The 20,941-nt window shown below is 46.4% G+C and carries 23 protein-coding genes and 1 tRNA gene; 8 read left to right on the forward strand and 16 right to left on the reverse strand.

The window, feature by feature from the left end:
- Positions 1-606 precede the first annotated feature (606 nt).
- Positions 607-1,416 carry a polyphosphate kinase 2 gene (ppk2, locus tag Q0394_RS00690; RefSeq protein ID WP_002946546.1) on the reverse strand — a complete coding sequence of 270 codons (810 nt, stop codon included), beginning with the start codon at positions 1,414-1,416 and terminating at the stop codon, positions 607-609.
- 139 nt (positions 1,417-1,555) lie between these two features.
- Between ppk2 and dsbD the strand changes: the two genes are divergently transcribed.
- Together dsbD and Q0394_RS00700 are read left to right on the forward strand one after the other, a co-directional pair.
- On the forward strand, positions 1,556-3,427 hold the full coding sequence (dsbD, locus tag Q0394_RS00695; protein WP_298944975.1) for a protein-disulfide reductase DsbD: 1,872 nt from the start codon (positions 1,556-1,558) through the stop codon (positions 3,425-3,427).
- A 91-nt stretch (positions 3,428-3,518) separates the two neighbouring features.
- Positions 3,519-3,592, forward strand: a tRNA-Gln gene (locus Q0394_RS00700).
- A gap of 229 nt (positions 3,593-3,821) precedes the next feature.
- On the opposite strand, the gene Q0394_RS00705 is transcribed toward Q0394_RS00700, so the two are convergent.
- From Q0394_RS00705 to Q0394_RS00735, 7 genes are all read right to left on the reverse strand, one after another.
- Positions 3,822-4,187 carry a nitrous oxide-stimulated promoter family protein gene (locus Q0394_RS00705; protein WP_298944977.1) on the reverse strand — a complete coding sequence of 122 codons (366 nt, stop codon included), beginning with the start codon at positions 4,185-4,187 and terminating at the stop codon, positions 3,822-3,824.
- Positions 4,188-4,233: 46 nt separating this feature from the next.
- The gene (gene kdsB, locus Q0394_RS00710) at positions 4,234-4,953 is read right to left on the reverse strand and encodes a 3-deoxy-manno-octulosonate cytidylyltransferase (RefSeq protein WP_298944979.1); all 720 of its coding nucleotides are present in this window, start codon (positions 4,951-4,953) and stop codon (positions 4,234-4,236) included.
- Positions 4,950-6,410, reverse strand: a complete 1,461-nt coding sequence (gene thrC, locus Q0394_RS00715; RefSeq protein ID WP_298944980.1) for a threonine synthase — start codon at positions 6,408-6,410, stop codon at positions 4,950-4,952. Before thrC ends, kdsB begins: the two co-directional genes overlap by 4 nt.
- Positions 6,407-6,709 carry a divalent cation tolerance protein CutA gene (cutA, locus tag Q0394_RS00720; protein ID WP_298944982.1) on the reverse strand — a complete coding sequence of 101 codons (303 nt, stop codon included), beginning with the start codon at positions 6,707-6,709 and terminating at the stop codon, positions 6,407-6,409. The genes thrC and cutA overlap by 4 nt, the downstream gene beginning before the upstream one ends.
- A 27-nt stretch (positions 6,710-6,736) precedes the next feature.
- Complete coding sequence (locus Q0394_RS00725) at positions 6,737-7,651, reverse strand: tetraacyldisaccharide 4'-kinase (RefSeq protein ID WP_298944984.1); 915 nt, start codon at positions 7,649-7,651, stop codon at positions 6,737-6,739.
- Entirely contained in the window at positions 7,644-8,780 is a 1,137-nt protein-coding gene (locus tag Q0394_RS00730; RefSeq protein ID WP_298944986.1) for a DegT/DnrJ/EryC1/StrS aminotransferase family protein, read from the reverse strand. Before Q0394_RS00730 ends, Q0394_RS00725 begins: the two co-directional genes overlap by 8 nt.
- Positions 8,781-8,997: 217 nt before the next feature.
- Positions 8,998-9,753, reverse strand: a complete 756-nt coding sequence (locus tag Q0394_RS00735) for an NAD+ synthase (RefSeq protein WP_298944988.1) — start codon at positions 9,751-9,753, stop codon at positions 8,998-9,000.
- Between the two features lie 118 nt (positions 9,754-9,871).
- Here Q0394_RS00735 and Q0394_RS00740 point away from each other — a divergent pair, with 118 nt between their 5' ends.
- Entirely contained in the window at positions 9,872-10,495 is a 624-nt protein-coding gene (locus tag Q0394_RS00740; RefSeq protein WP_298944990.1) for an MBL fold metallo-hydrolase, read from the forward strand.
- A 198-nt stretch (positions 10,496-10,693) separates the two neighbouring features.
- On the opposite strand, the gene Q0394_RS00745 is transcribed toward Q0394_RS00740, so the two are convergent.
- Genes Q0394_RS00745 through Q0394_RS00775 form a run of 7 tightly spaced genes read right to left on the reverse strand, consistent with a single transcriptional unit; the run spans position 10,694 to position 16,251 of the window.
- Positions 10,694-11,230 (reverse strand): hypothetical protein, encoded by a 537-nt coding sequence (locus Q0394_RS00745; protein ID WP_002946525.1) that lies wholly within the window; start codon positions 11,228-11,230, stop codon positions 10,694-10,696.
- A gap of 11 nt (positions 11,231-11,241) precedes the next feature.
- On the reverse strand, positions 11,242-12,147 hold the full coding sequence (cmoB, locus tag Q0394_RS00750) for a tRNA 5-methoxyuridine(34)/uridine 5-oxyacetic acid(34) synthase CmoB (RefSeq protein ID WP_298944992.1): 906 nt from the start codon (positions 12,145-12,147) through the stop codon (positions 11,242-11,244).
- Complete coding sequence (locus Q0394_RS00755; protein ID WP_002946522.1) at positions 12,147-12,326, reverse strand: hypothetical protein; 180 nt, start codon at positions 12,324-12,326, stop codon at positions 12,147-12,149. The genes cmoB and Q0394_RS00755 overlap by 1 nt, the downstream gene beginning before the upstream one ends.
- The gene (locus tag Q0394_RS00760; protein WP_298944993.1) at positions 12,323-12,550 is read right to left on the reverse strand and encodes a hypothetical protein; all 228 of its coding nucleotides are present in this window, start codon (positions 12,548-12,550) and stop codon (positions 12,323-12,325) included. The genes Q0394_RS00755 and Q0394_RS00760 overlap by 4 nt, the downstream gene beginning before the upstream one ends.
- Before the next feature lie 3 nt (positions 12,551-12,553).
- Positions 12,554-13,672 carry a 3'-to-5' oligoribonuclease B gene (locus tag Q0394_RS00765; RefSeq protein ID WP_298944995.1) on the reverse strand — a complete coding sequence of 373 codons (1,119 nt, stop codon included), beginning with the start codon at positions 13,670-13,672 and terminating at the stop codon, positions 12,554-12,556.
- A gap of 8 nt (positions 13,673-13,680) precedes the next feature.
- Positions 13,681-15,843 carry a flagellar biosynthesis protein FlhA gene (flhA, locus tag Q0394_RS00770; RefSeq protein ID WP_298944997.1) on the reverse strand — a complete coding sequence of 721 codons (2,163 nt, stop codon included), beginning with the start codon at positions 15,841-15,843 and terminating at the stop codon, positions 13,681-13,683.
- Between the two features lie 3 nt (positions 15,844-15,846).
- Complete coding sequence (locus Q0394_RS00775) at positions 15,847-16,251, reverse strand: Rrf2 family transcriptional regulator (protein ID WP_298791755.1); 405 nt, start codon at positions 16,249-16,251, stop codon at positions 15,847-15,849.
- A gap of 144 nt (positions 16,252-16,395) precedes the next feature.
- Between Q0394_RS00775 and rpsO the strand changes: the two genes are divergently transcribed.
- From rpsO to dnaK, 4 genes are all read left to right on the forward strand, one after another.
- Complete coding sequence (gene rpsO, locus Q0394_RS00780) at positions 16,396-16,668, forward strand: 30S ribosomal protein S15 (protein WP_298944999.1); 273 nt, start codon at positions 16,396-16,398, stop codon at positions 16,666-16,668.
- A 281-nt stretch (positions 16,669-16,949) separates the two neighbouring features.
- A complete protein-coding gene (locus tag Q0394_RS00785; RefSeq protein WP_298058218.1) occupies positions 16,950-17,729 on the forward strand; it encodes an HrcA family transcriptional regulator in 780 nt (259 codons plus the stop codon).
- Entirely contained in the window at positions 17,726-18,253 is a 528-nt protein-coding gene (gene grpE / locus Q0394_RS00790) for a nucleotide exchange factor GrpE (protein ID WP_002946505.1), read from the forward strand. Before Q0394_RS00785 ends, grpE begins: the two co-directional genes overlap by 4 nt.
- A 35-nt stretch (positions 18,254-18,288) precedes the next feature.
- Positions 18,289-20,166, forward strand: a complete 1,878-nt coding sequence (gene dnaK / locus Q0394_RS00795) for a molecular chaperone DnaK (protein WP_298945002.1) — start codon at positions 18,289-18,291, stop codon at positions 20,164-20,166.
- Positions 20,167-20,180: 14 nt separating this feature from the next.
- On the opposite strand, the gene Q0394_RS00800 is transcribed toward dnaK, so the two are convergent.
- The gene (locus Q0394_RS00800) at positions 20,181-20,354 is read right to left on the reverse strand and encodes a hypothetical protein (protein WP_298945004.1); all 174 of its coding nucleotides are present in this window, start codon (positions 20,352-20,354) and stop codon (positions 20,181-20,183) included.
- A 110-nt stretch (positions 20,355-20,464) separates the two neighbouring features.
- Between Q0394_RS00800 and Q0394_RS00805 the strand changes: the two genes are divergently transcribed.
- The gene (locus Q0394_RS00805) at positions 20,465-20,896 is read left to right on the forward strand and encodes a trehalose-6-phosphate synthase (RefSeq protein ID WP_298945006.1); all 432 of its coding nucleotides are present in this window, start codon (positions 20,465-20,467) and stop codon (positions 20,894-20,896) included.
- The last annotated feature ends 45 nt before the right edge of the window (positions 20,897-20,941 follow it).

Consider the following 20,941-nt stretch of genomic DNA (forward strand, 5'->3'; position numbering starts at 1 on the left):
GAACTCATCGTAACTTAATGCTCCTTTGTGTGAGATTAAGTTAAAGAGAGCCTTTTTACATTATTTACTTTGTCGGCGATTTCTTGGACGATTTTAAATTTTAGGTTGGCACGCGTCACGCAAAATCCGCTGTTTAAAATTTATGCCTACATGTTTATACTCTCGGTTTTATCCGGCTACATCGCGGTTTTTGCAAAAACGTAAATCGGCAGCGCGCTCCACTGGATCAATATCTTGATAACGGCGACGGCTCAAGCTTTGCTCGTTGGCGCATGGTACGGCGTAGAAGATATGGAGGATGTTTAGTCAAATTTGACTATAAAATGCACAGATAACGGCTCTACGCGGTTTAAATTTAACCTGCCGAGCGCCGGTGGAATTTGGCAAATTCGAGTTAATTTTAGCTACGTTCGGCTTTATTAAATTTACAAAAGCGGCTAGTAAATTTAAACAGATGAGTACCGATTTTGCCGCCGTTCCTATCAAAAAGGTGCAGATTTGGCTGCCCGCATATAAATTTGACAGCCGAGCCAAATTTGACAAATTTTGGCAAATTTTAGTGAGGCCGTTTACCGAGCCGCGCGTCAAATTTGACCCAAGCTCGCCCTACCCGTTCATCTTGGATAGCTTCTCGTTTTTGAGATTTGCCTCCATCTGGCGTATCTCCTCCTCGCCGCTCCTTACGACGTTTTCGTCGCACTCGAAGTTTTTGGCGTCTATTTTTTTCGGGTATTCGACATTTGCCAGGATATATCTAAAAAGGTTGATGCGAGCCTGCTTTTTACTGTCTGAGACGATGATCGTCCACGGACAAAACGGCGTGTTTGAGGCTAGCAGCATCGAGTATTTGGCGATGGTGTACTGATCCCAGAGCTCCTGGCTTTTTTCATCCACTGGGGAGATTTTAAACTGCTTTAGCGGGTCGGTTAGGCGCTCTTTGAAGCGCTTTTTTTGCTCCTCTTTTGAGACCGAGAGGTAAAATTTAAAGAAAATTATGCCCGAGTTTTTGATCATCTCCTCAAATTTAGGCACCTCACGTAAAAACTCCTTGTGCTCCTCCTGCGTGCAAAAGCCCATAACGGGCTCGACGCCGGCGCGATTGTACCACGAACGGTCAAAGATCACGATCTCGCCCGCACTTGGCAAATGCGCGACGTAACGCTGAAAATACCACTGCGAGCGCTCAACGTCGCTTGGCTTTTCAAGCGCCACGATACGGCATCCGCGCGGATTTAGGTGCTCGGTTAGGCGCTTTATCGAGCCGCCCTTGCCCGCCGCGTCGCGCCCCTCGATGATGATGAGTACGCGTAGTCCCTGCTCTTTTACGTGATTTTGAAATTTTAAAAGCTCAATTTGTAGTTTTCGTAGCTCATGCTCGTAGTCAAATTTCACGCTATCCGTGCCGTTTTTACTCACTCTAAACCTCCTTTGGGTATTTTTAAAATGTTACTATCAAATAATTAAAATTTAGCTAAAATACGCCTCTTAATTTAACATTTAACGCTGACTTTATGGGAGCTTGTGTAAAATACGACAAAAAATTTCAAGGAATATTATGATTTTTAGGATGATTTTTGCGGCAATTCTGACTTGCTGTGCTATGTTTGCCGAACCGCTTTCGGTCAAAGAAGCCTTCGGCCTCACCGCGCACGCCGACGAGCAAAACGTCGAGTTTAGATTCGCCCCTGCACCAAATATCCACGTCTACAAAGACAGCCTCGCAGCTAGCCTAGAGGGTAAAAATCTAAACTCGTATCTAAACTTTCCAAAAGGCGAAATTTACGACAAACGCGAGGTTTATACGGGCAAATTTAGCCTTTTCGTGCCGATAAATTTACTAAAAGGGCTTAGCGGTGGCGAAAATTTCACCCTAAAGCTCGAATATCAAGGCTGCGCCAAAGACGGCATCTGCTACCAACCGCAAGTGCTCAAATTTAGCGTCAAAAAGGGGCTTGGCGGCTACTCCGTAGCGCAGTTCATAGAGGCCGCCGAGCCTGAATTTGCCGGCTCGCAGGCGCCGCTCTCCGAGCAAGACTCCATCGCCGCAAGCCTTAGCAGCGCAAATTTCTTCCTCTCGCTCGCCACGTTTTTTGGCTACGGATTGCTGCTCTCGCTCACGCCTTGCATCTTTCCGATGATACCGATCCTATCGTCAATCATCGTCTCAAAGCAAGCTAGGGGTGAGAAAAACGGCGAGGTAAATTTAAGCGCGCCAGACGAAACTTCGGCCAAATTTGATAGCGACAACCCGCACGCTAAAAAGGACAAAAACAAAAACTCGCGCGCTACGAGCGGCTTTTTCCTCTCTCTTATCTACGTTTTTGCGATGGCGTGCGCCTACGCGGTCGCAGGCGTGGCGGCTAGCGTTTTTGGCTCGGGCGTACAAAGCGCACTGCAAACCCCAGCCGTACTGATCGGCTTTAGCCTAGTTTTCGTAGCACTCGCGCTTTCGATGTTTGGACTTTACGAACTTCAGATGCCCCTTGCCATGCAAAACGCGCTTAGCAAAAAAGCCCAAAGCAAAGGCGGTATAATCGGCGTTTTTGCGATGGGATTTTTATCCGCGCTCATTGCTAGCCCATGCGTTGCCGCACCGCTTGCGGGCGCGCTGCTTTATATCGCACAGAGTGGAAACGCGCTATTTGGCGGGCTTGCGCTCTTTACAATGGGGCTTGGTATGGGTGTGCCGCTACTACTTATCGGTGCTAGCTCGGGTAAAATTTTACCGCGACCGGGTGCATGGATGGATAAAATCAAGACGCTTTTTGGCTTTATCATGCTGATAATGGCGGTCTGGCTGAGCGCACACGTGCTGGGCGCTATGGCAGAGCTGCTGCTTTACGGCATTATCGGCGTGTTTGCGAGCGTATTTTTCGGAGCTTTTGATGCGACAAAGGACGAGTACGGCAACGGCAAAAAACTACTAAAAGGCACGGCACTGCTAGCCTTTATCTACTCTGTCTTTCTGATCGTGGGCTCATTTTCAGGCGCAAAATCAGCACTAAATCCGCTCGAAGGCTTTAAAAATGCAGGCGGCGCAGGCGTAAATTTGAGCAAAAACGAGCCCAATTTTATCGCCGTCTCAAATTTGACCGAGCTAGAAAATGCGGTAAAGAGTTCGTCCAAACCCGTGCTTATCGATTTTTACGCGACTTGGTGCGCTAGCTGTAACGAGCTTGACGAGATCACATTTAAAGACGAAGCCGTGCTTAATAAGTTAGCAAATTTCACTCTTTTGCGAGTGGATGTAACAAAAAATAGCAATGACGATGCGCAGATAATGAAAAAATTCGGACTCATCGGGCCGCCGGCGATCCTATTTTTCCGTGCTAGTAGTGACGCACAAGACGAGCTAAAAAATGCACGCCTCATAGGATTTTATCCGCCCGAAAAATTTTTAGCCCATCTTGAAAAATTCGGGCTGTGAAATTTGCGTGGCGATTTTTACGGTTTTATTCTTGAAATTTGAGATAATTAAAGCTGATTTAAATTTCGCTCGCTATAATTTCGCCTATCGTTACCCTGTAGTTTAGTGGTAGAACTGCTGACTCTGGATCAGCTAACAGAGGTTCGAATCCTTTCAGGGTAACCATCAAACCCCTTTTAAACACCCAAAATACGGCACTTTAAACAGATTTGTTATACAGTTTGTTGTACACTTGTTGATTTTGCTAGGCCAACACTACTAACGCTCTATTTCTCTAGTCGTTGCAGTAGATTTTTAGCCGCGGATTCTTTTAGGTTAGGCGTTTGTGATACTTCAGCTCCGCGCAGTCAAATCATTGATCAAATTTAGCCTTAGCTATGCTGCTTCGCAGACCCTACTCCGCCGTTTTTGAAAAGGTAAATATCTTTTTAAGTTTTACAAGCCCAAGCTTTACGCCGCTATATCTCATTATCTTTGCCATCTGCGTCCATCTAGGCTTTTCGTAGCACGGATGAGGGCATTTGCGGCAACTCGGTTTGATATCGTGCGAACAGGCCAAAAGCCGCTCATGAGCGTAGAAAAACAGCTGCTCGCACTCCGTACAAAGCTGCGTCTGAACGCTACGGTTTAGACTTTCGCCCTTATAAATTAGTTCCAAATTTATCTCACGCTTTGGCTCTAGTGCGTGTTTATCAGTGCAGTAAGTCTGTAAAAATTTCGCCAGAGTCGTGACCTGTTCGGTAAATTTCTCATTCGTCATGCATTTTATCTTTGGGCAAATTTACCAAATTTCGGGGCTTTCGGCGTTAATCTATCAGAGCGCCGAATTTCGCCCGCGCCCTTTGCAGATCCTCCTCGCAGTCTATGCCGATGCTGTCGCTTTGCACTTCGAGCATGAGGATTTTTTCGCCGTTTGATAGAGCGCGCAGTTGCTCGAGCTTTTCGGTATTTTCAAGCGTCGACGGCGCAAATGAGCAAAATCTTTTTAAATTTGCCGCACTGTAGCCGTAGATACCCAGATGCGCCTTGTACGCGTCAAACGGCGCGCGGTCAAACGGGATGCGCGATCGCGAAAAATAAAGCGCGTAGCCCGAGTCGTCGGTCACGACCTTGACCAGGTTTTTATCGTCCGCTAGCTCGCTACCCACAAATTTAAAGCACGAAAACATAAATGCTCTCTCCGCGTTTTTCTCGCAAAATTCTCTAAATTTGACGATATTTTCAGGCTCGATAAAGGGCTCGTCGGCCTGTACGTTTATGATGATTTGGCTATCTTTGACGCCGAGTATTCCCGCAGCTTCGTTGATGCGGTCGGTTCCGCTTTGATGAGCCTGGCTCGTCATCACGGCTTTAAAGCCGAATTTTTGCGCGATCTGCACCACGCCCTCGTTGTCTGCGGCGATCACGACCTCGTCAGCCGCGCTCACCCTGCGCGCCGTAGCGACCAACATTGGCACGCCGTTTATTTCGCGTAAAATTTTATTAGGCATTCGCGTCGAAGCTAGCCTTGCGGGGATAATAATCATCGCTCGATCCAAGCTAAAATTTTAGCTTCTATGTCGCTTTTTGCGGCGATTTCGTTATGCACGACGGCTTTTGTAAAGAGCGATTTTATCGCGCTTGGCACTTCGTCGTTAAACTCCGCCGCCAAGGCCTCAAGCCCGCTTTTTTCGTCTTTTAGCGTTTTGTTTTTTAGCGCCTTAAACATACTCGGAGCAAATTTGACCCAGTGTGCGGTAGACGTTATCACGCACGGACGCGTCAAATTTGCCGCCGCTTTAAAGCATGTAGCCGTGTGCGGATCGACGGCGACGCCTTTTGCCGCCCACTCTTTTATGTATTTCTCGCACTCCTCGTCGCTGCAAAAATCAGCGTCAAAGTCCTCTTTTAGTGCGTCTAGCTCGCTGCTTGAAAGCTCGTAAAAGCCCTCGCTCGCGAGACTATCCATCAGCTCCTTGGTTCTCACGGCGCCGAATTTATCAAAAAGCAGCCTCTCGACGTTTGATGAAACCAGGATATCCATCGCAGGACTGATCGTCTTAACCAGGCTTTTGCCGCGCAGATCGTATCGCCCCTGCGTGAAAAACTCAGTAAGGATGTTATTTGCGTTTGAGACGATTTTGATTTTACCGATTTTTGCGCCCATTTTTTTGGCGTAGTATGCGCCCAGAGCGTTGCCAAAGTTTCCGCTAGGCACGACGATGTCAAATTCGCCCTTTAGCTCGCCCATTTTTAGCAGATAAACGTGGGCGTAAACGTGATAGATGATCTGAAATAAAATCCGCCCGAAATTTACCGAATTTGCCGCCGAGAGCGAGAGACCGGCAGCGCTTAGGCGCTCTTTAAATTTCTCGCTAGCTAGCAGGCTTTTTAGCGCGAGCTGCGCATCGTCGAAGTTGCCCTCTATGCCGATTACTTTGAGGTTTGCGGCGTCGGCATTTATCATTTGTAGGCGCTGTACCTCGCTCGTGCCGTCTTTTGGATATAGGCAGACAACCTTGACGCCCGGTGCGTCCGCAAAAGTCTCTAGTGTCGCAGGCCCCGTGTCGCCGCTAGTCGCGCACATTATGAGGTATTTTTCGCCTCTTTTTGCAGCCAGCTCGCTAAGCAGCGCGCCAAACGGCTGCAGCGCCATATCCTTAAACGCGCGCGTAGGTCCGTGATAAAGCTCGTTTACGTAGAGGTTTTCGCCGATTTTTCGCACCTGCACGGGATTTTGCGGATCGTCAAATCTCTCATACCGCTTTACCGCCCTCTCAAACATCGCCGCGTCCGCATCAAATCCAAATTTCTCTATGATTTTCAGAGCGATTTGCGCGTAGGTTAAATTTACCGCCTCCGCAAAAAATTTATCATCCAGCTGCGGTAGCTGCGTCGGTGCGTATAGCCCGCCGTGAGCGGAGCTAGGGCTCAGTAGCGCCTGGCTAAATTCCACGCTTTTTAGGCTCTCACCCGCACTCGCTCTAGTTTGAAATAACTTCATTTACTTTCCTTTTTTATCCATTTTTTGTATTTTTTGCTAGCTTTGTCCACCTTAAAAGCCACAATCTCAGGCAGCTCGTAGTCGTGATGTTTCGCGATAAATTTAGATACTTTTTTAAATTTAACCGCGGTTTTTATGAGTAAAACTCGCTCCTTTTCGTCCTTTATCTCGCCGTCCCAAAAATAGACGCTATTTGCCTTAAAAACGCTGACGCAAGCGGCAAATTTAGCTTTTACGAGCTTTTTGGCTAGAGCTTTGGCTGCGGCCTCATCGGCGCAAGAAGTTAGTATAAATTTCATTTAATGCGTCCCAAAATTTTTAGGAGATTATAGAATTTTCTCTTTGATAATTCGTTTAAATTTATCCGCCAACGTCGTTTTTAGCGCGATAACGGAGAGAGGCAGGCTAAACTCCTCCATCTTTACGGCGTCTTTTCGCGTGACCAGTAGCGATGTAGCACCGTAATGAGCTAGGATTTTTGCTAGCTCGTCCCGCGAAAACGCGTAGTGATCGGGATAAATCTCGTGCCCTACGCAAAGTCTAAAGTATGGCTCCAAACGCTGCGGATTTGCGATAGCGGTCACCAAAACCATCTTTTTAGTTTGATTTATGATTTCGCTCGCACGAATAAAATCCTCGCCCTCTTTTACGACGTAGTCGGCTTTGGCGTAAAATTTGCTCGGGTAGCGATACGCGCCGCTAGGCAGGACGAAATCAAAATAGGGCTTTGCCGATGGGCGGATTAGGACGTTAAATTTTTTGATGTGAAATTTACCAAAGCCATCATCGAGCAGCACGTACTTTGCACCCATTTTTTTGGCCTCATTTATCGCGATGTCGCGGTTTTCGCTCACGATGACGTTTGCGTTTTTCACGCTTTTTGCGTACTCCATCGCCTCGTCGCCGCTAACCGCAACGCCTACTAAAATTTCGCCCGAGACTGCGACTTTGACGAGTCCGCTTGAGGCCCTGCCGTAGCCTCGCAGCACGACGAAGCCGCCCTCAAATTCGTTTAATATAGAAATACTCAGCGGCGTCTTTCCGCTGCCGCCTAGGGTTAAATTTCCGATGCTGATAATCGGAATGCCAAAATCCAAAGTTTTGCTAAATTTGGATTTTAAAATCACGCCAGCACAGTAAAGCGAACTGAGCGGCAAAAGCGCGACAGCCAGGCACTTTTGCCATAAATTTGGAGTGTAAAAATACTCCTGCGCGAAGGCGTAAATTTTCCTTTTAAACACGCGTTTTGGCTACTTCTCGCACGCTCTCGCAGATATAGGCGACCTCTTCGTCGCTAAGCGCGTTGTAAACGGGCAGCGAAAGCACCTGCTGATAGGTTTTTAGCGCATTAGGGAATGAATTTACTTTAAGCCCGTATTTGCTTTTATAGTAGCTTAAAAGGTGCATCGGTTTGTAGTGAAGCGCCGTGTGGATGCCGCGCTCTAGTAGCTCCTTAGCAAACCCGTCGCGGTTTTTGTCGATCTTGATGATGTACTGGATATAGACGTGGTCGCGCTTTTTGATCGGTAGCGAGACGTGCGGGCAGCCTGCAAGCTCTTTGTCGTAGATGGCGGCGATCTGTCTACGCCGAGCGATAAATTTATCCGTTTTTTCAAACTGCGCCACCGCATACGCTGCGCAAAGCCCCGTTAGATCATACTTCACGCCGATATCTACGACGTCGTAGACGTAGCCTAGGTTGCCGTCTTTATCTATGCCGCCATTCACAATCGCGTGGTTTCGCAGTAGTCTAGCGCGCTCGGCGATGGCATCGTCGTCCGTTAGCATAAAGCCGGCCGTCGCGATCGGGTTTGTGAGCTGCGAATGCACGTTAAAGCAAGAGATAAGCGAGCGGTCATCAGAGCCGATTTTTACGCCGTTATAGGTTAGGCCGATGGACTTACCAGCGTCATCGAGCACCTTTACGTCGTACTCCTGCGCGATAGCGTAAATCTCGTCCATATCCGACGCCTGCCCTCCGACGTGGTTTACAAAGATACCTTTTAGCTTTTTGTGATTGTGCACTTTTAGCGTATCTCGCAGCGACTGGGGATTCATGTTGAAGTCGTCTTCGTTGATGTCAACAAATATCGGCTCAGCGTCAAAATGCCTGATCGCCTGCGCCACGCTCGGAGTAGAGTTTACCGAGCAAATGATCTTGTCACCGCGTTTTAGATCCATCGAGCAGAGCGCCAAATGGTGAGCGGCGCTGTTGTTATTGGTCGTAACGGCGTGCTTTACGCCAAAATACTCCCTAAGCTCGGACTCCAGCCTTTCTACGATCACCGATCCGTGGTCGTTTAGAGCCTCTTTGATGAGCGTAATCTCGGCCTCGTCGATAGTAGGTCTATAAAACGCTATCTCTTCCATTGTGCCTCCTTGTTTTTATTTTTATCTTACCTAGTTACGTTTCTTTTTTAAATTTACTTTTGCGCCGATATTCGGACGGCTTTCATTTATTTTTAGCCGAGCTTACCTCTGTTACTTTTAGCAAACTCATCGCGACTTTGCCGTTAAATTTCACCGTTTTTGACTTTCAAAACCTCAGCCAAATTTATCGCCATAGCCGTAAATTTAGCTCAAATTTTTACTCGACGTCCACGCTAGCAATCGGCGGCTGCGAGAGCTTAAATTTATTTGCTCTCATCCTTGAAAATACCGTCGAAACGAGCTTTGGGTCAAATTCGCACGCCAGTTCGGCCTCGCTTTTACTCTGCGTCAAACGCAAAACTTCATCCAGTCGCTCGTAGCTATAGCCTATATCGGCCTCGTCGCTTTGCCCTTCCCAAAGGTCGGCGGACGGGGCTTTTGCGATGATTTTTTCATCGATGCCAAGCTCTCGCGCCAGCTCGTAAATTTCAGTCTTAAAAAGCTCGCCGATCGGATTTAGCGCGCACGCCATGTCGCCGTAGATCGTACCGTATCCAAGAAGGCGCTCGCTTTTGTTGCTCGTGCCGACCACTAGCGCATTTACCTTTGCCGAATAGTCGTAAAGCAGGCACATTCTCGCCCTTGCGCTTAGATTTCCCATGCGCAAATTTGACAGCGACTCGCCGATCTGCGCAGTAAAACTATCCAAAATCGGCTGGATTTCGATGATTTTATGCGTTATTTTTAGATCTTCGCAAAGCTTTAGCGCGTCGCTTAAATTTCGCTCATTTGAGTACTTCGTCGGCATCAAAAGCGCATGCGTTTCAAAGCCCGTGCGCGCGCAAAGAGCGGCTACGACGGCAGAGTCTAGACCGCCGCTAACGCCCAAAACAAAGCCCTTTGCGCCGCTTTTTTGGAGGTAGCTCGCTAAAAACTCGGTTAGCTTAAGGCTGATCTGCGAATAATTTTTCATAACGATTATCACCGATAAATTTAAATTCTAAAATATTATACAATCTTTTTATAAAATTTAACTTTTAAGCTTAAAGAATATACAATTTATTTTAATTAAATTTTATAAAAGGACAAACGTGAAAATTTTTTCAAAACCATGCGGAGATTATCAAACCAACTGCTACGTAGTATCCAAAAACGGGCGCGAGATTATTATTGATCCAGGTCAAGATTCATATGACTTTGTCGTAAAAAATTCACACGCGCCACTCACTATTTTAAACACTCACGGGCATTCCGATCACGTTCTTGACAATGTTAGCTTAAAAAATTTTTTTAATGTTCCGGTCTATATCCATAATAGCGATAATTTCATGCTTCACGAAGATCTTTGGGATGCCGGACAGCAGCCGATGTATGACGCGATCTGCGTAGGCGGAGCGAAATTTGAGGATGTAAAATTTAACATAGAAGACTTTGAGATCGAGTTTATGCACTTTCCAGGACATACGCCCGGATGCTGTATGGTGCGCGTGGACGACGTTATCTTTAGCGGAGATTTTTTGTTTAGAGGCTCGATCGGACGCTATGATTTTCCGTTTTCAAACGCCGAGGATATGCGCCAAAGCTTGCTAAAATGTAAAAATTTGCAAGGCGATTTTGTACTGTATCCAGGTCACGGCGACAAAACGACGCTAAAAGCTGAGCGTGCAAATTTAGATTTTTGGATAAATATGATCGGTAGGGAGATGAGATTTTAACGGGTCAAATTTGAGCTTTTAAGATTTTTTAAAAACGCATTAAATTTAAAGCGGTCAAGCCAAACAAAACGGCAAATTTGGCGTTAAATTTATGCTGGTTTTCCCAAAATACCGCCAAAAAACGGCATAAAATCAAATTTAAAAGAAAAGGCGACGCAAATTTACCGCGCCGCCAAATTTCATCAAATTTGACTTAGCTTACGCGTTTTGCTTCGCCTCTTCTTTGCGTTTTGCTTCGTTTCGTCTTTGCGCGGCTTGTTTTTGCAGGTTCGTTTTGTAAATTTTAAAGATATGATCTTCTAAAATCACAACCTGAAAAGTCCCCTCAAACACCTTTATATCGTTCGTCGTGCCAGTTACCCGCACCTCGCGCTTTTTACTCTCGTTAAAGTGCGAGCGCGCGTCAAATTCGATCGCTTCGTTTAGCTTGGTCGGAGCGAAAAAATGTATCTTAGCGCCGATAACGACGCTAAAAGTCTCATTGACCGCCGCCATCGCCGCGTAGCTAGCCGCAGAGAAAACAAAACCGCTGTGTATGAGCCCCTCGCTATCGGCAACCATATCGCTAGTGGCGAAAAAGCGCGTTTTGGCGCGGTTTGGCTCGAGCTGCGTCACGGCGCCGCTAAGACCGATTTTTATATTCGGCGAGGTTTTTAGTTCGTTGCGAAACGGATTTTCATCCTCGGGCAGTACGACCCCGTCGCTACTGTTGTCGTCGTAGATATTTTCGTCCATTTTTCACCTTTTCATACGCTTAGTTTTAGATAGACCCGTTTTGGCGCCGGATAGCCCTCGACCGTGCGCGCCGGGTCTGCGGGATCGAGGAAATCGCCCAAACTCTGACCCAAGATCCACTCCGTTTTTCGCTGCTCGTGCGCGTCCGTCGGCTTTGTAGCCAAAATTTGCGCGTCTTTAAAACTTGCCCTCTCACACCAGTTTAAAAGCGCCCTAATAGTCGGCACGAAGTAGATATTTGGTATCTTTGAGTAGGTATTTTTGGGGCTCAGGGCAAAATCGCCCTCCATATCAAGATACATCGTGTCCAAAAATAGCTCGCCGCCCGCATTTAACGCGCCTTTTAGCTCTTTTAGCGTACGCACGGGATCGCTTCTGTGATAGAGCACGCCAAGACAAAAGAGCACGTCAAATTTGACGCCGTAGTGCGGCAGATGCTCGACGCCCAGCAGCTCGTACTCTATACCTGAGCGCGCGAACGCATCGATAAATTTAAACTGCAAAAAACTCATAACGCCAGGATCAAAGCCGATCAGCTTTTTCGGGCTCTGGGGCAACATACGAAAGAGATAGTAGCCGTTGTTGCAACCGATATCGCCCACGATCTTGTCCGCTAAATCCATGTGCGGCGCGAGCAGGTTAAATTTGACAAAACTCCTCCACTCGCTGTCGATAAGTATATCGTCTATCTTAAACGGCCCCTTGCGCCACGAGCGTAAATTTAGCGCCGTTTGCAGCGTCTCTTCGCGTTCTGCTGGGGTTAAATTTGCGTTTATCTCGACTATATCGTCAAATTTAAGCTCAAATTCGTGCCCCTTAAATTTAGCCGCCAGCTCCTCTATCTCACGCATCAAAGGCGCGTAGATTTTGCCCGCCAGCTCCCTAGCCTTCGCCGCTCTAGCCGCTTCTAAGCTCATCACTCCGTCCAGTCGATGATGTTTTTAGGGCACTCTTTGTGATAGACGCCCGTCGCGTCGTAGTACTCCTTACACTCGTTGTAGTACTTCGTCGTCACGCCGCGGTCGTTTAAAAACACGCAACCGCCCAGCATAGCCGCCAGAGCCGAAAAAAATAAAATTTGCGCTAGAGTTTTCATTTGAAAAATTTAGCGTGCTTTTTCTTCATGTATTCGACGACTTCGAGCACCTCGTCCACGCCCTCGGCACCAGAGTTTTCCAGCGCGTCGTCGATGCACTCGATGTAGGTCTCGGCGGCGTCCTCGAGCCTATCTTTTTTCACGCCGGCATAATAAAGCATCGCCTCTAACATCATCGAAAGCTCGTAGCTTAGCTCGTCTATGGTAGGTTCTATTTCTTTCATTTTCTATCCTTGTAAAATCGTTTTTTTAGTTATTAGGTCGGTTATCTGCGCTTTTACGTTTTCATAGCTAAAGCTATCCTTAAATCCTGCAAAAAGCCCGCCGCTAGCGTTCACGTGTCCGCCGCCGCCGACTAAATTTTTAGCCATCAAGCTCACGTCCGCCTTACCGTTGGCGCGAAAGCTCAGAGTCTTTTTGCTCGTAACGTCGATGAAAAAATCAATATCTGGGTTAGCGACTAAAAAGTCGTTGCCGATAACGGAAGTGTTGCCGATATTGTAAGTCAAAATGCCGTTAAGATCGTTATATTTTATGCTAAATTTCTCTTTTTCCTCGCTTAGTTTTTTTACGACGAAGGCTGAGATCAGATTGCTTAACGTATCGTTTTTATCCTCTTTGAAAAAATCCTTTTTAAAACCGAAAATCGCCTCGTCAAGCCCGACATAGTCGTCTCCCGCGTCAAAAAACTCCCGCGCGCGCTCGATAAGATAAAAAAGATAGCGCGAGTTTTCAGCCTCAAACATCGTTTTATTTATCTCTTTTGCGTTTGCGACGAGCCCAAGTCCGACCTTGCCCATTTCAAAATTTACGTCGTCTTTTAGCCAGATATCGACTGCGTTTACGACGTCGCTAAAGTGATTTAGGCTCGCATCTATGCCGTAAATTTTAGCGAAAAAATCATGCGTGATCTTGGTTGCACACCTTGAGCTATCTAAAAAATACCAGCCAAATTTGCTCGCGCACTCGGCTCCGCTTTGGTGGTGATCGAGGAGCAAAATTTTAGCGTTTTTATTTGCGATCGCCTTTTCGTAGGCTTCGCACTGCTCCACGGTCAAATTTAGATCAGTTATCAGGATAAGCGCTTTTTCGTCATTTTTAGCCGCTTCGCCCTCGCCGCGATTTTCGGACGCATTTTGCGAGTTACCATTTTGCTCACCGCTTAAATTTGACTGCGCCTTAGCTACGCTTTTATCTGAAATTTGAGCCAAAATTTGATCAAATTTCTCGTCAATCTCCTTGCCGTAGTTTGAGTTATAAAATTTAACGTTTTTAAAATAGTGATTCGTTATTACCTGCGCGCCGTATCCGTCCAGATCGGTGTGCGAGAGGTGATGGATGGTCATTTTATTCCTTACAAATTTGATATTTCTATCGTGCCTAGCGTCTCAAACGGCGTATTTGCCGCGACTTCGGCAAAGCTAAGCACCGTGATATCTATGGAGAAATTCGCGCAGATATCGGCGATAAATTTACGCAAGCTAGGCTCCACGCAAAGTATCATCGAACCGTACTCCGAGATCGGCCGCTTCGCCCTTGCCTCACGCAGAGCCTGCACGATCGCCGAGGTCTGCGAGACGTTTATCATCAGGTGATACGCGCCGTCTTTATACTGCACGGCGTCGATCAGTTTTTGCTGTGCGGCTGGCTCCATTACGTAGAAATTTAATCGCCCGCCCTCATCGACGTAAAGCGAAGTGATAGCGCGAGCAAGCGCGGTGCGAACGTGTTCGACGATCATATCGAGGTTCTTGCTAACCTCGGCGATGTCACTTAGCGCCTCAAGGATACTTAGCATATCTTTTATCGGGATATGGTCTTTTAGCAGCGCTTTTAGCACCTTTTGGATCACTCCGATAGGCGCGATGCGCAGCGTATCCTCGACGATGACGGGGTATTCTGATTTTAGCTTGTCGAGCAAATTTTGCGTCTCTTGGCGGGTTAGGAGCTCGGCGGCGTTTTGTTTTATCAGCTCGCTCATGTGCGTGGAGATGACGCTCGCGGGATCTACGATCGTGTAGCCGCTTAGTATCGCGTCCTCTTTTACACTCGCATCGATCCATAGCGCATCGAGGCCAAACGCGGGCTCTTTAGTCGGGATACCCTCGATGTTGTCGCTAACTAGCCCGCTATCCATAGCTAGAAATTTATCCGCGTAAATTTCGCCCTGCCCGATCACGATGCCTTTTAGCTTAAAGCGATATTCGTTTGGCGGTAGCTGAAGGTTGTCGCGTATACGGATCTTTGGCATCAAAAAACCAAGCTGTGCCGCGATATTTCGGCGCATCGCTCGTATGCGCTCGATGAGATCGGTCTCGGCGATCTTTAGCAGGCCATATCCTAGATCAAGCTCTAAAATTTCAAGCTTTAAGATATCGTTTATCTTGGCTTCCTCTTCGCGGGCGATCTCCTCTTCGCTTTTTTTAGGCGGTTTAGGCGCTGCCGGTCCTTCCTCCTCGCCTTGGGTAGAGCTTGCGCTTTGGGCCTTGGCGGTCAAATTTATCTTACCCTCTTTTACCTCTTTCATTATATAACCCATACTTAAAAACAGAAGCGAGATAAAGCCCAGAGATAGCGTCGGAAGCCCGGGAACCAGGGCAAATATAAATAGTATAAAGCCGACTATCAAAAGCGTTTTGTATTCGCCTAGCAGCTGCGTTAGCGAGCCCTCGGCGAAATTTTCATCGTCCTTGCTAGCGCGCGTGATGATAATCGCCGTAGCCGTCGACGTGATGAGGCCCGGGATCTGACTCACTAGACCGTCGCCAATAGTTAGGATCGTATAGTTTTGCGCCGAAGTAGCCATGTCTAGGCCGTACTGAAACGAACCGATGAGAAAGCCGCCGACGATGTTTATGATCGTGATGATGATACCAGCGACCGCGTCGCCTTTTATAAATTTAGACGAACCGTCCATCGCTCCGTAGAAATTCGCCTCGCCGATGATGGCTTCACGGCGCTCTCTGGCTGTCTTTTCGTCGATCAGACCAGCGTTTAGATCAGCATCTATCGCCATTTGCTTACCGGGCATAGCATCTAGCGTAAATCTCGCCTGTACCTCGCTCACGCGCGTCGAACCCTTGGTAACGACCATGAAATTTATAAGAACTAGGATCGTAAAGACGATCACGCCGATGACGTAGTTGCCGCCTACGACGAACTGCCCGAAGCTCGATATTATTTCGCTCACGGCATCGGGACCGTTGTGTCCTTCGCTTAAAATCATACGCGTAGTGGCGATGTTTAGCGAGAGTCTAAAAAGCGTGATGATGAGAATAAGCGTCGGAAACGTGCTAAGATCGGTAGGCTTTGGCACGTAAACGGCGATCAGGATAATGAGCACCGAGATAGAAATAGAAAGCGCAAGAAAAAAATCCAAAACCGCGCTAGGAAGCGGCACGATAATGATCGCTAGGATGGCGATTATGACGCCGACGATCGTGAGCCCTTTAAACCTTACGATAGGCTCTAAAAACGGTGCGACCAGGGTTAGGATATTGCGCTTTTGTTTTGCCAAAATTTACTTCTTGATTATATTTGCTAACGTAATTGTATCTAAAAAATCGTCAATTTTAGACTGAAGAGCGCTAAACATCGGCCAAATTTGGCATATTCCGCCCTTACTAGATGAGCAACCATCGGCCGAGATCGAGCACTCAAATACCGCCATTTTACGCTTTTCAGCGCTTTCTATTATCCTTTTTATGCTGATTTCTTCAGGCTTTTGCGCGAGCATAAATCCGCCGTTTGCGCCCTTAAACGAAACCAAAATTCCCTCTCTAGCCAAATTTTGCAAAATTTTAGCCAAAAAGCTTTTTGATATCTCAAGCTCGCCCGACATCGTATCGACATCTGATGGAGCGTCTTTTTGCGCTATGTAAATCAGCGAAAGCAGCGCGTATTCGCTTGCTTTTGTCAAAAGCATAAATTCCCCTTAAATTTTTTGCGGATATTTTATTAAATTTTATCTGCAAATTTGATTAAATCAATATTTTTTAAAACAGGTGCCGTATTTTTTGATTTTTATGATATAATCGCCTTTTTTAATCTCACCAATCAGGAGGTCATTATGGCTTTGGATTCGGCTAAAAAAGCAGAAATTGTTGCGAAATTCGCTAGAAAAGAAAAAGATACGGGTTCTCCGGAAGTTCAGATCGCGTTGCTAACAGCAAGAGTCGAGGAGCTAACCGAGCACCTAAAAATCTACAAAAAAGATCACTCGTCTCGCCTAGGACTACTTAAAATAGTCGGCCGCAGAAAACGCTTGATGAAATATCTAAAAGCTAAAGATTACGTAGCTTACACAAAAGTTATCACTGAGCTAAATCTCAGAGATAAATAATCCCAAGCCCTAAATTTGGGGCTTTTCTTTCAAATTTTACTTCTTATTATTTTCAAAATTTAGATTCCTAAAATTTAGCAAAAAACCAAATTTACTATCCTATTACATTAAATAGATTTAATTTTTCCCGCATACCGCTCATTTTACTCAAATTTTACCTTTCCAAAGTTGAGCTAACTACGCTAAAGTTATCTAAATAAATTTTTTAAACTCTAGCCCTTGACAATTATCCGCTCAATGTTGTATAATGCGCCTAGCAATTTAAAGGAGAGAGTGCTAATATGATAAAGGTGAGCAAGCGAGATCTGATACTTGATTCTATCATTCAAGCTTATCTTAGCGACAACGCTCCAATCGGCTCTAGCGAGCTTGGTTCGCGCATGGCGATGTCGATCCCGGCCTCTACGATCAGAGTTTATTTTAAAAAGCTCTCCGACGAGGGCGCGATCACGCAGTTTCACGTTAGCGGCGGCAGGATACCGACGGCAGCGACAATGAGGGATTATTGGCGAGCTAGATTAAATTTCGATGAGACGCTAAATATCGCAAATCCAAGCCTGCTAAAGTTGCTAAGCGATGAATTTGAAATTTACGCGATGGTTTTTGAAAACAAAACCCAAACGCTAAACGAGGTCTTAAATTTAAACAATAGATTTTTGATTTTGAGCTTTAGCGAGGACGAGATAGCGCTCAAATTTAACTCGAAGGTAGAGAAATTTTTGAGCAATCTCATCGGCATAGACCTCGATAGGCTCGAGCTTACCTGTATGCAGGTGGGCCTAAACGAGCTAAGAAATAAGATAGCTGAGCTAAAGCGCAACAAAATTCGCTTTTTAGAAAACGAAAAGGTAGCGCTTGAAATTTTCGGCAAGAGCTTTAAAAACGCGCTAAGCCCTAGTCTTGAGATGGTTTTTGACTCAAATTTAGTCTTTTTCGGCGAAAATTACCTAGGCATGAAGCTTGGCGTAAATTTTGACGGCAAAGAGGCTAAAATGCTTTGCGCGGGCAGCATTTATAATGATTATGAAAGATTTTTAAACAACCTAAAGGAGGCGGCATGAACGAGAATGAAAACGTAGAACTTGAGCAGCAAATCCCGTCAAATTTTGACGAGAGTATCAGCTTTGAGGGCCTTGACGCAAAATACGTCGAGCTTCAAAAGCAGCTCGAGGAGCTAACGGATAAGTATTACAGAGCCAATGCGGACTTTGAAAACATCAAAAAGCGTTTTGAAAAGGAAAAAGCGGACATTGCGACATATGCAAACGAGAAATTTGCGCGGGATCTGCTTCCAGTGATAGACGCGCTTGAGATGGCTGTAAATTTTGAAACCGAAGGCGACGAATACGCGGCAAAAATCAAAGAGGGAATTTATATAACGATAGATCAGTTTAAAAAGTGTTTTGAAAAAAACGGTATCACCGCGATCGAAGCGAACGAGGACTTTGACCCGAATTTCCACAATGCAATGCTGCAAGTAGAAAGCGAAGACGTGGAAAAAGGCAAGATCGTACAAGTGATACAAAAAGGTTACCTCATCAACGGCAGAGTTTTGCGCCCTGCGATGGTGTCGATAGCGAAGTAAAATTTGAAAGAAAAATTTAATAAAAAGGATAAACAATGGCAAAAGTAATAGGCATAGACCTAGGAACGACGAATTCATGCGTGAGCGTGTATGAGCGCGGCGAGAGCAAAGTAATCCCGAACAAAGAGGGTAAAAACACGACCCCTTCGGTCGTAGCGTTTACAGATAAGGGCGAAATTTTAGTAGGCGACAGCGCAAAACGCCAAGCCGTAACCAATCCTGAAAAAACCATATACTCTATCAAAAGAATAATGGGCCTAATGAGCAACGAGAAAAACGCGCAGGAAGCTAAAGCTAGGTTGCCGTACCACGTCGTAGATAGAAACGGTGCGTGCGCTATAGAGATCGCGGGCAAAGTCTACACTCCGCAAGAAATCTCGGCCAAAGTGCTAATGAAGCTAAAAGAGGATGCGGAAAGCTATCTGGGCGAAACGGTCGTAGACGCCGTCATCACGGTGCCTGCTTACTTTAACGACAGCCAAAGAAAAGCAACTAAAGAGGCCGGCACGATCGCTGGACTAAACGTGCTTCGTATCATAAACGAACCTACCGCGGCAGCTCTTGCTTACGGTCTAGATAAAAAAGAGTCCGAAAAGATCATGGTTTACGATCTAGGCGGCGGTACGTTTGACGTTACCGTACTAGAAACCGGCGATAACGTGGTCGAGGTTTTAGCTACCGGCGGTAACGCGTTTCTAGGCGGCGATGATTTCGATAACCGCCTAATTGACTGGCTAACGAGCGAATTTAAAAGCGACTCGGGTATCGATCTAAAAACCGACGTGATGGCTATGCAGCGCCTAAAAGAGGCTGCCGAAACAGCTAAAAAAGAGCTAAGCTCGGCTCAAGAAACGACGATAAATTTACCGTTCATCACAGCCGACGCTACGGGTCCAAAACACCTCACAAAAACGCTAACCAGAGCGAAATTTGAAGGTATGATCGAGGACCTAGTCGCTCAAACGATCACCAAGATAAACGAGGTCGTAAAAGACGCCGGCCTAAGCAAATCAGAAGTCAAAGAAATCGTCATGGTGGGCGGTTCGACGCGCGTGCCTTTAGTTCAAGAAGAGGTCAAAAAGGCGTTTGGCAAAGAGCTAAATAAAAGCGTAAATCCGGACGAAGTCGTAGCTATCGGCGCGGCGATCCAAGGCGCGGTTATCAAAGGCGACGTGAAGGACGTGTTACTCCTAGACGTCACTCCGCTAAGCCTAGGCATCGAGACTCTAGGCGGTGTGATGACAAAAATCATCGAAAAGGGCACGACTATCCCGGTCAAGAAAAATCAGGTATTTTCAACTGCCGAGGATAACCAAAGCGCCGTCACGATCCACGTACTCCAAGGCGAGCGCGAATTTGCCCGCGACAACAAGTCTTTAGGTCAGTTTAACCTAGAGGGTATCCCTGCTGCTCCTCGTGGCGTGCCTCAGATCGAGGTCGAGTTTGATATCGACGCCAACGGCATCCTAACGGTCTCCGCTAAAGACAAGGCTACCGGCAAAGCCCAAAATATCACGATCTCAGGCTCAAGCGGTCTAAGCGAAGACGAGATCAACAACATGGTAAAAGACGCCGAGCTACACAAAGAGGACGACAAAAAGCGCAAAGACGCAGTCGAAGCGCGCAACCAAGCCGACGCACTCGCGCACCAGACGCAAAAGAGCCTTGATGAGCTAGGCGAGAAAATCCCGGCCGAGGACAAAGAGCGCATCCAAAAGGCGCTGGACGAGCTAAAAGAGACGCTAAAAGACGAAAACGCTAGCAAAGAGCAGATCGACGCGAAGGTCAAAACTCTAAGCGAAGCCAGCCATAAGCTAGCCGAAGCGATGTATAAAAAAGACGGCGCCGCGGGCGAGCAAGCAAACGGCGGCAAGAAAAAAGACGACGACGTCATCGACGCCGAAGTCGAGTAAAATTTAACCCTTGTTTAGGCAAGGGTTTTAAACCCAAATTTAAGATTTTGGCGTTTTTGCGCGCCCTTAAATTTACTCCGCCCGTTAAATTTGACGGGCGGATTTTCATAAATCTCTAAATTCGTTATCTCAAATTTACCCAATCCAAATTTGACTTCAAGTAGTTTTTGACCCGCTTGTTTTTGCAAATTTGCCGCTCTGCCAGTAGATTAAATTTGACCATTTTCAGCACAATCCTTAACCAAAATCATCAGTTTGGACTACCGATTTAAATATAATCAAACAAAAAAGGTCCTAAATGTATCTATTTTTCCTGATCGTTCATATTTTGAGTGCCGTCGCCTTCGTCGGTTACGTATTTTTCGATGTTTGTATATTTCCGTTTGCAAAAAAGCACGTAGACGAGGATACGCTCGCTCGCGTCAAAAAGGCCTACACCAAAGGCAGCGCAAAGGTTTTTGGCACTGCGTTTTTACTGCTGATCATCAGCGGCGTTTATATGGCAAAGGATTATTTTGGCGGCGAGAACGGATGGCTCGGTAGCTCATTTCAAATTTTACTCGCGACCAAGATCGGCGTGCTGGGGTTAATGTGCCTAATCACGGCGATATCGCTCTTTTATGTCTATAAGCTTAAAAAACCCGATCCCTTCGGCAAATACTCGCACATCATCGCCCTTGTTTTGTGCGTCATAATGATAATCCTAGCAAAGCTAATGTGGAGGGTTTAGGTAAAATTCAGAAAGACTAACGCTCTAAATTTTACCTTTTTATTG

The organism is uncultured Campylobacter sp. (assembly GCF_938039205.1).
Taxonomy (GTDB): domain Bacteria; phylum Campylobacterota; class Campylobacteria; order Campylobacterales; family Campylobacteraceae; genus Campylobacter_A.

Coding starts and splice junctions, on each gene's coding strand:
- Q0394_RS00705 (WP_298944977.1), bottom strand. CDS start 4,187: ATGACGAATGAGAAATTTACCGAACAGGTCACGACTCTGGCGAAATTT.
- grpE (WP_002946505.1), top strand. CDS start 17,726: ATGAACGAGAATGAAAACGTAGAACTTGAGCAGCAAATCCCGTCAAAT.
- thrC (WP_298944980.1), bottom strand. CDS start 6,410: ATGAAGTTATTTCAAACTAGAGCGAGTGCGGGTGAGAGCCTAAAAAGC.
- Q0394_RS00735 (WP_298944988.1), bottom strand. CDS start 9,753: ATGAAAAATTATTCGCAGATCAGCCTTAAGCTAACCGAGTTTTTAGCG.
- Q0394_RS00805 (WP_298945006.1), top strand. CDS start 20,465: ATGTATCTATTTTTCCTGATCGTTCATATTTTGAGTGCCGTCGCCTTC.
- Q0394_RS00745 (WP_002946525.1), bottom strand. CDS start 11,230: ATGGACGAAAATATCTACGACGACAACAGTAGCGACGGGGTCGTACTG.
- dsbD (WP_298944975.1), top strand. CDS start 1,556: ATGATTTTTAGGATGATTTTTGCGGCAATTCTGACTTGCTGTGCTATG.
- Q0394_RS00765 (WP_298944995.1), bottom strand. CDS start 13,672: ATGACCATCCATCACCTCTCGCACACCGATCTGGACGGATACGGCGCG.
- Q0394_RS00755 (WP_002946522.1), bottom strand. CDS start 12,326: ATGAAAACTCTAGCGCAAATTTTATTTTTTTCGGCTCTGGCGGCTATG.
- kdsB (WP_298944979.1), bottom strand. CDS start 4,953: ATGATTATTATCCCCGCAAGGCTAGCTTCGACGCGAATGCCTAATAAA.
- Q0394_RS00730 (WP_298944986.1), bottom strand. CDS start 8,780: ATGGAAGAGATAGCGTTTTATAGACCTACTATCGACGAGGCCGAGATT.
- rpsO (WP_298944999.1), top strand. CDS start 16,396: ATGGCTTTGGATTCGGCTAAAAAAGCAGAAATTGTTGCGAAATTCGCT.
- Q0394_RS00775 (WP_298791755.1), bottom strand. CDS start 16,251: ATGCTTTTGACAAAAGCAAGCGAATACGCGCTGCTTTCGCTGATTTAC.
- cmoB (WP_298944992.1), bottom strand. CDS start 12,147: ATGAGCTTAGAAGCGGCTAGAGCGGCGAAGGCTAGGGAGCTGGCGGGC.
- dnaK (WP_298945002.1), top strand. CDS start 18,289: ATGGCAAAAGTAATAGGCATAGACCTAGGAACGACGAATTCATGCGTG.
- cutA (WP_298944982.1), bottom strand. CDS start 6,709: ATGAAATTTATACTAACTTCTTGCGCCGATGAGGCCGCAGCCAAAGCT.
- Q0394_RS00760 (WP_298944993.1), bottom strand. CDS start 12,550: ATGAAAGAAATAGAACCTACCATAGACGAGCTAAGCTACGAGCTTTCG.
- Q0394_RS00785 (WP_298058218.1), top strand. CDS start 16,950: ATGATAAAGGTGAGCAAGCGAGATCTGATACTTGATTCTATCATTCAA.